This is a genomic window from Hymenobacter segetis (assembly GCF_054776495.1).
Map to the genome: position 1 here is coordinate 232,266 of NZ_BAAHBV010000002.1, position 11,839 is coordinate 244,104.

Here is an 11,839-nt window from a genome sequence, read left to right on the forward strand (position 1 = left end):
GTGCGTTAGTTGGCGGTGCCGTTAGTTGCTTTGGTTTTGCCTTCGCCGGGAGTCTCGGCGCCGGTGCCAGCCTGGGCCTGCCCTACTGGGGCAGTATTGGCGGCATCTTTCGTTTCAGTCGAGTCGCTGGTGACCGTGTTTGTCGGGCCTTTAGCAATCAGCTTGCTGAGTGCGTCAGGACCTTCGCCACGCTGCAACACGTGCACATACATGGCAATTTTCCAACGCTCCTCGGGATTCACCTGCGAGCCGTGAGGCATCATGCGGTTGCGGCCCCATTCGATGACGTGGAAGATGTGACCATCGTTCATCGTCTTGTAAGCGCCCGTCGAGTAGTTCGGCACACCTTTGAAAATCTTGCCAACCGGACCTTGACCGTCACCGGCCTCACCGTGGCAGTGCATACAAATGCGCGTGTAAAGCACTTTTCCTTCTTCCAAGTTAGCCTTGGTGTATGGGAAAGGGTTGTGCAATACCCGCTCAGCAATCCGCACACTATCCTTGGGGATGTGGTCGAAATAGCTAAGTTTGCCGCGAGGGATGGTACCGTTGGCGGGAGTGCGCTCATTGATGCCGAACGAGTTCACGGTGTTAAACGTGGTTTGGCGCAACGGCTCGTAGGGGATGGATTCGTACATCTCCGGGGCGTATTCTACGCCGGGGTCGTTTCCGTCGTGGGTGCAGGCCGTGGTGGCCAGTCCCAGGGACAGCAGCAGCGCCGAAACGCGCAGGCTCAGGGTCAGCGGATGCGTCATTAGTTGTTGGTCATTTCTTTTTGGTTGACTTCCGAAGCGCCGTTGTCGCGCAGCAGTTGGGTCAGCCGGGGAAATTGCGAGCTGGTTTCATCCAATTCGATGGCCATTACGAACTTGTCGTCGGTGGCGCGTACATCCATAACCGGCACTTTGAAGCGCGGATACAGACCCGTAATCGTGAAGAAGGTGATGGCCATGCCGTGGCAGGTAAAGAACACCGTCAACTCGAAGGCTACGGGTACGAAGGCCGGTAGCGAGATGTGTGGCTTGCCACCGATAATCATCGGCCAGTCGAAACCGAGCATGTAAATCTGCATCCACAGCGCGAAGGCCAAGCCCGTCATGCCAAAGAAGAAGGCGGCGATGGGCAGGCGCGAGCGCTCGATGCCGAGGGCATCGTCAATCCCGTGAACAGGATAAGGCGAAAACACGTCGTGGATTTTCACGCCGGCGGCGCGCACGTTCTCAACGGCGTGCAGCAGTACATCCTCGTCTTCGAAGATGCCAAGGGCGAAGCGCTTAGTCATGCTGGTTGTAAGTTACGGGAGCCGAAGCAGGAGCCCCGTGGATGGCAGATTGATGAGCGTGAGCGGCGTGAGCCTTCTCGGGGTTGTAAGTCGGGCCGTTATCAACGGTGTACTTCAGGATGGTTTTCACCTCAGCCATGTTAATCACAGGGAAGAACTTGGCGAAGAGCAGGAATAGCGTGAAGAACAGGCCGAGCGTACCAACGTACAGGCCGATGTCGATAATCGAAGGCGAGAACATGGCCCAGCTCGAAGGCAGGTAGTCGCGGTGCAGCGAAGTCACGATGATTACAAAGCGCTCGAACCACATACCGATGTTCACGATGATGGACAGGATAAACGTGAGCGGGATGCTGTAACGCACGCGGCGGAACCACACCAGCTGCGGCGTAATCACGTTGCAGGTCATCATCGAAGCGTAAGCCCACCAGTAAGGACCAGTAGCACGGTTGATGAAGGCGTACTGCTCAAACTCAACCTGCGAGTACCAGGCGATGAAGAACTCCGTGATGTAAGCCACACCTACGATGGAGCCGGTTACCATCATGATTTTGTTCATCAGCGCGATGTGCTCCAGCGTGATGTAGTCTTCGAGGCGGAATACCACACGGGTAATCAGCATCAGGGTAAGCACCATGGCGAAACCCGAGAAGATAGCACCAGCCACGAAGTAGGGCGGGAAGATGGTGGTGTGCCAGCCCGGTACAACCGAGGTTGCAAAGTCCATCGATACAATGGTGTGTACCGAGAGTACGAGCGGAGTCGAAACACCAGCCAGAATCAGCGAAACGGTTTCGTAGCGCGACCAGGCTTTAGCCGAGCCTTTCCAACCGAAGCTCAGCATCGAGTAGCTGAACTTGGCGATGGGGCCTTTGGCGCGGTCACGAATCGAAGCGAAATCAGGAATCAGACCGATGTACCAGAACACCAGCGATACCGTGAAGTAAGTCGAAATGGCAAATACGTCCCAGAGCAGCGGTGAATTGAAGTTAGCCCACAGCGAACCCAGCGTGTTTTGCAGCGGGAAAACGTAGAATGCCAACCACGGACGGCCCATGTGTAACACCGGGAACATGGCGGCGCAGATTACGGCGAAGATGGTCATAGCCTCAGCCGCGCGGTTAATGGAGCTGCGCCATTTCTGACGGAACAGCAGCAGAACTGCCGAAATCAGCGTACCGGCGTGGCCGATACCTACCCACCACACGAAGTTGGTAATGTCCCAGGCCCAGTTCACGGTTTTGTTCAGGCCCCACTCGCCGATGCCGTACCATACGGTACGGTACACGGAGTAGAAGAACACCCCCAAGAAGAACAGCGCCACGCTCAGAGCAGCCATCCAACGGAGGTTGGGCTTGGCTTCGACCTGATAGCAGATGTCTTGCGTTACGTCGTGTAACGTCTTACCGCCAGTTACGAGCGGCTCGCGTACGGCTGATACGTGCTGCATAGTTGATATAGATTAAGCGTTTTCTTAAGCTTCTTTGCCGAAGAACTCCGACTCGGAATTCCGAATCTTCGTCAGGTACGTCACGTTCGGCTGCACGTTGATGGAGTCGAGCGAGTGGAAGGCGCGCTCACCATCTTCACGACGGAGGAGCTTGCTGATACGGCTGTTGGGGTCTTTCATATCACCGAACACGATGGCATCGGTGGGGCACGACTGGGCGCAAGCAGTTACAATCTCGCCATCCACCGGACGGCGCTTCTGCTTCTTGGCTTCGAGTTTGCCGAGCTGGATGCGCTGCACGCAGAACGAGCATTTCTCCATCACACCACGGGCACGCACCGTCACGTCCGGGTTCAGCACCATGCGGCCGAGGTCGGTGAACATATGGCCGTTCACGATTTCGAACTTCTCATTCGAGTAGTACGAGAACCAGTTGAAGCGACGCACTTTGTACGGGCAGTTGTTAGCGCAGTAGCGCGTGCCGATGCAACGGTTGTAGGTCATCTGGTTGAGACCTTCTGAGCTGTGCGTAGTAGCCAGTACCGGGCACACCGTTTCGCAGGGCGCGTGGTTGCACTGCTGGCACATCATCGGCTGGAAGATAACCTGCGGGTTTTCCGAAGGGTCTTCCATGGCGGCGTAAGTAGCCACCTTGCCTTTGCTCTCGAAATCAGTCTTGTGCGTGTCCGAACTGTAGTAGCGGTCGATACGCATCCAGTGCATTTCGCGGCGGTTGATGACCTGCTGCTTGCCCACTACGGCGGTGTTGTTTTCGGTCTGGCAGCCAATCACGCACGAGCCGCAGCCGATGCACGAGTTGAGGTCCACGGCCATGCCCCAGTGGTGGTTGTTGTACTGGTAGTCCTGCCACAGCGAAACTTTGCTGGGTGCTTCCATGCCGTCAGGCGTGGAAATTTTCTCGTACTCCGTTACCTCTTTGGGATTCTTTTTGTAGTTCGCCAGCGTGTTTTCCTGTACTACCGGGCGACGGTCCATCAGCGTCTGGTGCGTCTGGGTCTGCGCGATGGGCGAGGTTGCGCTCGTCTTCTCCAGCGTCACCACATTCATGTACTGAATGCCGTTGGCCGTCATGGCAAGCGGGGCAGCATTCTCCCCTACCTTGTCGCCAGCTTTGCCCGCCATCGTACGGCCGTAGCCGAGGGCGATGCTCACCGTGCCGTTGGTCTGGCCGGGCTGAATCAGCACGGGCAGTTCGATGCTGTGACCGTTAGCAGTCACTTTCACCACGTCGCCTTGCTCCCACTTATTGGCAACGGCCATGGCGCGGGGTACGGCCACATAGTTGCCCCAAGTTGCTTTCGAAATCGGGTCGGGCAGTTCCTGCAGGAAGGGGTTGTTGGCACCGCAGCCATCAGCGCTCAAGCCTACTTTTTCGTACAGGGCGAGCTCAACACCGTTCGGCTTGGCGGCACCGCTCAACTGCGAGGCAGCGGCAGCGGCGCTCATAGCCGTCATGGCGGGAGCGGCGGGCAGGGCAGTGCCCATGGCCACGCCATCGTGCACTACTTTGTCCCAGGCAGCATCCGTGGGAGTGATGCCACGCCAGTTAGCGCGCAGAAAGCGGTAATAAGTCGTGTTGTTGCCAGCCCAATGCAGCAGGCTTTCCTGCGCCTGGCGGGTGGTGAACAGCGGCGTAATCACCGGCTGCGACAGGCTGAGATAGCCGGCTTTGGGCTCGAAGTCGTTCCACGACTCCAGCCAGTGGTTGTCGGGAGCAGCGTACTGGCAAAGGCTGCCGGTTTCGTCCAGACGGTCATTGAGCGAGATGGTCAGCGGCACTTTGGCAATGCCAGCCTTCACCTTGTCGCCCATCGGGTGGTTGAACACCGGGTTAGCGTTGTAGAAAATCACGGCGCCTACGCTGCCGTTGTTCATGTCATTCACCAGCGCAGCCATACGGGCGTCGTCGCCCTGGCGAACGTTGCTCGAAGCAGCACTGATGGTGGTTCCAGCATTACCAAGGGCTTGGTTGATGGCAGTCACCAACGACTGTACGGCCGGGTCATTCGAACCAGAAACCACGAGGCCGGTGCTACCGCTGGCCTTCAGCTCAGCAGCGGCGATGGCCAGTTGCTTGCCATAAGAGGCAGAAGTTGGAACGCTGCCACCGCTGACCACGGCATTGTACAGCGCGAGAGCTACGGCACCCTGTTCCGAAGGCTTCACCGGCACGCGCACATCGGCGTTGGAGCCGGTGAGCGACATGATGGTTTCGAACTGGAAATGACGCGACATCGTGCGCTTGTCCGTGCTCACCTTGCGGTTTACTACGTACTGCTTGGCGTATTCTACCGGCGAAATCCAGGTACCGAGGAAATCGGCGTCGAGGCTCACGATGACGTTAGCCTTGCTGAAATCGTAGCCGGGAACCACGCCGCCGTTGGCTTGCAGCAGGCCGGTGGCCGACTGCGCGTCATACATTACGTGGGTGGTGTTAGGGTAGCGGGCGGCGAACTCGGCAATGGCCTTCTTCGTGCTCGGGCTGATAATTGTGTGCGACACGATGGCAATGCGGCCCGTGGTGCCCGCCAGCTTCGTGCGGATTTCCTGGTCAACCTGCTTCACCTCGGCCTTTTGGCCTTTAATGGCAAAGTGCTGCAAACGGCCACCGTCGTACAGGCTAAGCACGGCGGCTTGAGCGCGGGCCGACAGGCCGCCTTTAGTGATGGGCGACTCGGGGTTGCCTTCCAGCTTAATCGGCCGGCCTTCGCGGGACTTTACCAGTACGGCGTTGTAGTCCGAGCCAGTGAAGTAGGTGGAAGCGTAGAAGTTGGAAATGAGCGGGTCAATTTCCTCGGGCTTGTTCAGGTACGGGATGGCCTTCACTACCGGCGTTTCGCACGAAGCGAGTACGGCGGCACCTACGCCAAAGCCCATTAGCTTGAGGAAGTCGCGACGGGGAGCCGAAGTATCGTCCTTGCTCTCGTGGCTTTCCTTAACCGGCATGAACTCGGCAAAGGCCGATTGCATGAACTCCGGGGCGCTTTCCAGTTCCTCAATTCCTTTCCAGTACTTCATTTGGGAGGGTAATCAGTAATCAGTATTGGGTAGTCAGTAGTTAATAACGAGCAGGCTAGAATACTGACTACCCAGTACTCCCTACTGAAATCAGCTTATTTTAGTAGTGGCACTTCGAGCACTCGGTACCGCCGTTCGATGACACGGTGAAGGGAGCACCGGCGTTTTTCGAGTCGTGCAGCTTCACGAGGTTGTCGTAGTACTTGTTGTCCTTCGTGTTGAGTGGCATCTCGCGGTGGCAGTTGATGCACCAGCCCATGGTGAGGGCCGAATACTGGTACACCACTTCCATGTTCTGGATTGGACCGTGGCAAGTCTGGCACTGGAGGCCAGCAACTTGCGTATGCTGCGAGTGGTTGAAGTAAGCCAGGTCAGGCAGGTTGTGAATACGAACCCACTGAATCGGCTGCTTGCGCTCGATGGCGCGGTAGATTTTCTTGATTTCGGGCGACTCCGTCTTAATCTGCGAGTGGCAGTTCATACAGATGTTGGCCGAAGGAATGTTAGCCGACTTGCTCTTGTACACCGAGGTGTGGCAGTAGGCACAGTTAATCTGGTTGGTGCCGGCGTGCAGTTTGTGCGAGAAAGCAATGGGCTGCGTAGGCTGGTATCCTTGGTTCAGGCCAACGGCCATTACGCTTTGCACACCTTCATAAAGTAAAACGAGGGCGAAAACGACACCTACAATACCACGCAGCACGGGCGAGCGGTAAAACTTACCCCAGTCGAAGCGCTGCTCCAGAATTTCGATGTCGCGACCGTCGAGGTCCTTGCGGCCACGCAGCACATCCTTCATCAGGTTACCAATGATAACGAGCGTTACCACCAGCACAATCAGCACTACTACGAGGACAATCAGCAGAATGTCAACGTATTTGCCAGCACCAGCTTCGGCACCACCAGCGGCAGCCTGGCCATCAGCGGCGGCGGCATTACCAGCAGTTACACCACCAGCTACTGCAGTTGGTGCACCTTCCTGCGAAGTGATATAAGCTACAATCGAAGTCACTTCCTTGTCCGAGAGGGCGAAGGAGGGCATCTGCTGCTTGTTGAACTTGTTGAAGAGAGCTACAGCATACTCATCGCCGCTGGCTACTACTTTGCTGGAGTTCTTTACCCAAGGCAAAATCCAGGAGATGGGACGGCGCTTGGTGATGCCACCAAGGGCGGGGCCAACTACCTGCTCATTCACGGCGTGGCACTGGGCGCAGTTGCCTTTGAAAAGGGCATCGCCAGCGGCGATGGCAGCGGCGTCACCGCCACCGGCGGCCGGAGCAGCAGCGGTTGCAGGCGTAGCGGCAGCCGTGGCACCGGGTGCTACCCCTTCTTTTTTCACGGCGGCGGCATCTTGGGCCGAAGCCTGCTGGATGCCGGCAAACGTGAGCACAAACGCCAGCAACAGATGAGGTAAGGAACGGAGTCGAATGCTATTCATAAGAAAATAGACGGTAAAACGAAACGCTAGGGCATTTCAAGGCCACAAATGTAGGTCAGGAATCGTAGGCGGCAAAAACTGAAATACAATTTCCGGGCATCGGCAGCCGTTTGGATTGGCCCTTTTGCGGGCTTTTGACAATCAGGCAGACAATATTGAGCGGCAAATAGCTGAGCCGTAACGGCAACAAAAAACAACCCGCAGCCACAGGTTAGGCGGTGATTTCTAAAGCCCTAAATCGGAACTACCGGCAGCAGCTTTTGTTAACTTACGCCAGCTATTTCGATGGATATTTCTTCTTAGCTAGCGGAGTCGAACGCTTGATTTTTACCTTCCCTCCTACTCCTTATATATAGGTAGCATCGGCTGCAGTCCTTGGCAACGGAGTAGATGAGGATGTAAGTGAGTATCGGAAGCGGGATGGCTATTCGGGCAGATGAATGCATTGGCCTTGGCAATGTGCCGGAAAGTCAGTACCTTTGCGCCCCAATCATTTTTTTCACCCACAATTCACCCCCATCGTAATGGAACAAAGAAATTACGAGACGGTCTTCATCGTGACTCCCGTTTTGAACGAGAGCCAGGTGCAAGAAACGGTCGAGAAGTTCACTCAGGTGCTTAAGGAAAATAGCGCCGCCCTTTTATCCACCGAAGCCTGGGGCCTGCGCAAGCTGGCTTACCCGATTCAAAAGAAGAGCACAGGCTACTATTTCTGCCTGTCCTACACTGGCGAAGGCAACATCGTGGACGTGCTCGAACTGGCTTTCCGCCGCGACGAGCGCATCATTCGTTTCCTCACGACCGTGCTCGATAAGCACGCCGTGGAGTACAACGCCCGCCGCCGCAACGGCGAAATGAACCAGCAGAAGGCTGCCAAAGAAACCGAAGCCGTAGCCCAATAATTTAGCAACGACATGGCATCTCCCGCATTCAACCGCAACAACGACCGGTCGGCTATGAACAAGCCGCAGGACACCCGTAAGAAATACTGCCGCTTCAAGAAGAACGGTATTAAGTACGTGGACTACAAAGACCCGAACTTCCTGCTGAAGTTTGTGAACGAGCAGGGCCGCGTGCTGCCCCGTCGTCTCACTGGCACCAGCCTGAAATTCCAGCGCAAAGTGACCCAGGCCATCGCGAAGGCCCGCCACTTGGCTCTGATGCCGTACGTAGCCGACGCCCTGAAATAGACCTTAGACCTGAGAATTGAGGACTGGGGATTTAAGCGAGCAACTGCTTCCGCTGAATTCTAAGTCCTCCGTTTTCACATCTTAATCAAGACATGGAAATTATCCTCAAAGACGACGTTAAGGGCCTCGGGTACAAGAACGACATCGTGACCGTGAAATCGGGCTACGGTCGCAACTTCCTGTTGCCGCAGGGTCTGGCCATGCTGGCCGACAAGACGAACAAGAAAATCACGGCCGAAAACGTGCGTCAAGCCGCTCACAAAGCCGACAAAATCAAAGGTGACGCTCAGGCTATTGCTGACCAGATTGGTGGCATGGTGCTGGACATCCCCGCTAAGGTGGGTGAGAGCGGCAAAATCTTCGGTCGCGTAACCACCCTGCAATTGGCCGACGCGCTGAAAGCCAAGGGTGTGGACATCGACCGCAAGCGTTTGTCGTTCGACCAGGAGCCTGCTTCGGCTGGCGACTACACCGCTACGGCTAACCTGCACAAGGAAGTGAAGCACACGATTAACTTCCGCGTAGTAGCCGAGTAGTCTCGGTTTCTATTGCTAGTTTGAAAAAGCCCTGCCTGCTGGCGGGGCTTTTTTTATTCCGGTTCTCGGGCCATAGCCCGGTTACGGGCTATTTTTGCTTTAATGTTTAGAACTGAATTGACAATTGCCCCGGCCACTGGCCAGCTGGCGCGCACGGCGCGGGTGCTCACCATGGGCTCGTGCTTCGCCGACAGCATTGGCTCGCGGCTGGTGGCCAACAAGGTAGAGGCGCGGGTGAACCCGTTTGGCACGGTGTTTCAGCCGTTGGCGCTGGTTCGGCTGCTGCGTGCTGCCGCTGGCGAAGACATGGACTGGCAGCGGCACCTTGTGCAGGCCCGCGGGCGCTGGCAGAGCTACGACCTGCACGGCAGCGTCGGGGCCGATTCGCCGGTGGAACTGCTCCAGTACATCCAGGAAGTGGTGCGGCAAACGGGCGAGTTTCTGCGCAATACGGACGTGGTGATGCTAACGCTGGGCACGGCCTGGGCCTACCGCCTGCGCGAAACCGGTGAGCTGGTGAACAATTGCCACAAGCAACCGAGCGACTTGTTCGTGCGCGAATTGCTGACGCCGGATGAAATCATTAATGCGCTGGCGGAAACGCATGCTTACCTGCGTCGCATCAACCCTGATTTGCGCTTTGTGCTGACGGTGAGCCCGGTGCGGCATTTGAAGGATACCTTGCAGCTGAATGCGGTGAGCAAGTCGGTGCTGCGGCTGGCTACGCACATTGTGAGCGACTTGCTACCGGGCGTGGCGTATTTTCCGGCTTACGAGCTGCTGGTGGATGATTTGCGTGACTACCGCTTTTATGCGTCGGATATGCTGCATCCGTCGGAAGTGGCGGAGGATTATATCTGGGAGAAATTTGCCCGGGCGTATTTCGATGCTGATTTTGGGCGTTTCCGCAAGGAATGGGCGGCAGTGCGGCAGTCGCTGGGCCACCGGCCTCTGCACGAGGGTGCGCCTGAGCATCGACAATTCCTGGAAAGCACCCGCGAAAAGCTTGAGCAGCTGAGTTTGCGTAAGGTGGATGTGGCTGATGAATTGCGCACGGTGCGGGCGCGTATTGCGGCGCTGCCGGAGCCAATTCAACTTCCGCTAGTGGCCGAAGAATTGGAGGACGATGAAGAACGGATTGACATTGGCGAAGGCGCTGAAGTTTCGGCAGTGATGCGTGTTGCACAGGTTAATGCGGCGGTATCAGTTGAGCAACCAAGCAGCAGCGCTGATACCAGCCGGCAGCCACGCTTGTCGCCCGAAGAGTTCCGGGCGCAGCGCTCAGGCCGTTCGGGACGGCCTGAGCGCGGGCGGCGCGATGGCCGGGGCAAAGGTCAGGTGGCTGCTCCTACCGAAACGGAGGCATTTCAGGCTGCAAGTTTTGGAGAAGCAGATGAATTTGCGCAGCAACCATTTATAGATGATGATGCTTCACAAACTGAGCTAATTCCTGTTGCCGCTGCTCCCGAAGCAACTATTGGCGCACCAGTTTCGGCGCAGGACGCAGAGGCTGCGGAACAAGAGCAAGGTCGTAAGAAAAAGCGCCGTTCACGGGGCGGAGCCAAGCGTACAGCGCGCAAGCACGCGTTGCGCCTCGCCGCCGAATTGGGCATGGATGAAAGCCAGTTGCCGGCATCGGAAGCAGCTTTGGAAGTAGCGGCTAGCGCATTGCCTGCTGAACAGGGTGGCCGTCCGGAAACGCAGAAATCCAGCGTTATCACCAAATCGCAGCCGGTGAAGCGGGTTGGGCGGCGCAACGAGCCGGGCCGGGTGCCGCGCGTGGAGCTGTTTGCAGCTCCGGCAGCTACCGAAGGCTCTGCTCCAGAAGTATCAATGGTTGATGCGGAAGCATTTGCCCCCGGTGATTTTGAAGCAGTAGTCGCATTGTCGGATTCGGGGACAATCAGTGCCGAATTTGATTCCAACATTGCGGCCACCCCTTCCCGCAGTAGCCGCAATCGGAAAAAGAAAAAGGCCAAGAAACTAGCTGCTAATATTGATGAAGCCGGTACTGCAATCCCAGAAAATCCAGTAACTGATGCGCATCAAACCCTGCCGATAGCCAGCGCAGAGCAGCTTTCTGGGCCATCAGAACCAGTTGATGAGAACCGACGCGGAAATACACGCCGGCCACAGGAACCGGTGGCGGCGCTTCCGGTAGGCGGGCAAGCTACAGCTGTCGTTTCGACGACAGTAGTAGCTAATGCGGTGGATGCCGCCGTAGCAAATCCAGTTCCAGTCAAACAAGGTGGACGTAAGCGACGGGCCGCAGTTGGTGGCCGGGCGGTGAAGCCGGACATCGATACGCCGGTAATTCCAGTGGTTGACACTTCGGTTGTTCGTACGCAAGTGGCTGCCGGGCGCATGATGGGCACATCGGCCACGCTGGTGGCTCCTACTTCCGAGCCGAAAGCGGCCGTTACCAAAGCAGTGACGGCGAAGATTGCCGTTGTTAATAAAGCCGCTCCGAAAGCTAAAACGGCTAAAGCGCCTGTAATACCGGCAGTTCCATCACCAAGCGCACCAGTGGTGACGGAAACCTCGCCTGCTGACACGCCCCCAACGCCGAAGCGCAAGGTAGCAGCGAAAAGGAAGGCCGTAGCTGCTCCGGCCCTGCCTGAAGCTCAGGTTCCGGTTGCTACTACGGAAACAACCCCGGCAGCTGTGATGAAGCCGGCACCGACTAAAAAGGCCGCTAAAGCTGTTCAAAAGCCTGCGGCCCCGGTTGCAGAGACGCAAGTAACGGCAACAGCTAAGGCGGCTCCCAAGAAAGCTGCTCCGAAAGCGGCAGCCCCGAAGCCAGCAGTCCCGAAAAAACCGGTAGCTAAATCTGATAAACCAGCGAAAGCGGCCACTAAGCCAGCGGCCAAACCTAAAACGCCGAAAAAGTCAGCTTAGCTTTTAGCT

At 56.9% G+C, this 11,839-nt stretch carries 9 protein-coding genes; 4 read left to right on the forward strand and 5 right to left on the reverse strand.

The genetic code is table 11. The features are described from left to right. Positions 1-5: 5 nt before the first annotated feature. The 5 genes from ACYU70_RS11635 to ACYU70_RS11655 all read right to left on the reverse strand — a co-directional run bounded on the left by ACYU70_RS11635 (position 6) and on the right by ACYU70_RS11655 (position 7,206). Positions 6-755: a c-type cytochrome gene (locus ACYU70_RS11635; RefSeq protein ID WP_342299866.1), complete on the reverse strand. Its 750-nt coding sequence runs from the start codon at positions 753-755 to the stop codon at positions 6-8. Then, positions 755-1,282 carry a DUF3341 domain-containing protein gene (locus ACYU70_RS11640; protein ID WP_342299864.1) on the reverse strand — a complete coding sequence of 176 codons (528 nt, stop codon included), beginning with the start codon at positions 1,280-1,282 and terminating at the stop codon, positions 755-757. Before ACYU70_RS11640 ends, ACYU70_RS11635 begins: the two co-directional genes overlap by 1 nt. Next, the gene (nrfD, locus tag ACYU70_RS11645) at positions 1,275-2,732 is read right to left on the reverse strand and encodes an NrfD/PsrC family molybdoenzyme membrane anchor subunit (RefSeq protein ID WP_342299862.1); all 1,458 of its coding nucleotides are present in this window, start codon (positions 2,730-2,732) and stop codon (positions 1,275-1,277) included. The genes ACYU70_RS11640 and nrfD overlap by 8 nt, the downstream gene beginning before the upstream one ends. Before the next feature lie 24 nt (positions 2,733-2,756). After that, the gene (locus ACYU70_RS11650) at positions 2,757-5,771 is read right to left on the reverse strand and encodes a TAT-variant-translocated molybdopterin oxidoreductase (RefSeq protein WP_342299861.1); all 3,015 of its coding nucleotides are present in this window, start codon (positions 5,769-5,771) and stop codon (positions 2,757-2,759) included. A 100-nt stretch (positions 5,772-5,871) separates the two neighbouring features. Next, positions 5,872-7,206, reverse strand: a complete 1,335-nt coding sequence (locus ACYU70_RS11655; RefSeq protein WP_342299860.1) for a cytochrome c3 family protein — start codon at positions 7,204-7,206, stop codon at positions 5,872-5,874. A gap of 524 nt (positions 7,207-7,730) precedes the next feature. Here ACYU70_RS11655 and rpsF point away from each other — a divergent pair. The 4 genes from rpsF (at position 7,731) to ACYU70_RS11675 (ending at position 11,830) form a co-directional block, all read left to right on the forward strand. Next, positions 7,731-8,108, forward strand: coding sequence for a 30S ribosomal protein S6 (rpsF, locus tag ACYU70_RS11660; protein WP_342299859.1), 378 nt, complete (start codon positions 7,731-7,733; stop codon positions 8,106-8,108). A gap of 54 nt (positions 8,109-8,162) precedes the next feature. After that, the gene (gene rpsR, locus ACYU70_RS11665) at positions 8,163-8,396 is read left to right on the forward strand and encodes a 30S ribosomal protein S18 (protein WP_035561439.1); all 234 of its coding nucleotides are present in this window, start codon (positions 8,163-8,165) and stop codon (positions 8,394-8,396) included. A 92-nt stretch (positions 8,397-8,488) separates the two neighbouring features. Continuing rightward, on the forward strand, positions 8,489-8,932 hold the full coding sequence (rplI, locus tag ACYU70_RS11670) for a bL9 family ribosomal protein (RefSeq protein WP_460615993.1): 444 nt from the start codon (positions 8,489-8,491) through the stop codon (positions 8,930-8,932). Between the two features lie 171 nt (positions 8,933-9,103). Next, entirely contained in the window at positions 9,104-11,830 is a 2,727-nt protein-coding gene (locus ACYU70_RS11675) for a GSCFA domain-containing protein (RefSeq protein WP_342297350.1), read from the forward strand. The last annotated feature ends 9 nt before the right edge of the window (positions 11,831-11,839 follow it).

Coding starts and splice junctions, on each gene's coding strand:
- ACYU70_RS11635 (WP_342299866.1), bottom strand. CDS start 755: ATGACGCATCCGCTGACCCTGAGCCTGCGCGTTTCGGCGCTGCTGCTG.
- ACYU70_RS11640 (WP_342299864.1), bottom strand. CDS start 1,282: ATGACTAAGCGCTTCGCCCTTGGCATCTTCGAAGACGAGGATGTACTG.
- nrfD (WP_342299862.1), bottom strand. CDS start 2,732: ATGCAGCACGTATCAGCCGTACGCGAGCCGCTCGTAACTGGCGGTAAG.
- ACYU70_RS11650 (WP_342299861.1), bottom strand. CDS start 5,771: ATGAAGTACTGGAAAGGAATTGAGGAACTGGAAAGCGCCCCGGAGTTC.
- ACYU70_RS11655 (WP_342299860.1), bottom strand. CDS start 7,206: ATGAATAGCATTCGACTCCGTTCCTTACCTCATCTGTTGCTGGCGTTT.
- rpsF (WP_342299859.1), top strand. CDS start 7,731: ATGGAACAAAGAAATTACGAGACGGTCTTCATCGTGACTCCCGTTTTG.
- rpsR (WP_035561439.1), top strand. CDS start 8,163: ATGAACAAGCCGCAGGACACCCGTAAGAAATACTGCCGCTTCAAGAAG.
- rplI (WP_460615993.1), top strand. CDS start 8,489: ATGGAAATTATCCTCAAAGACGACGTTAAGGGCCTCGGGTACAAGAAC.
- ACYU70_RS11675 (WP_342297350.1), top strand. CDS start 9,104: ATGGGCTCGTGCTTCGCCGACAGCATTGGCTCGCGGCTGGTGGCCAAC.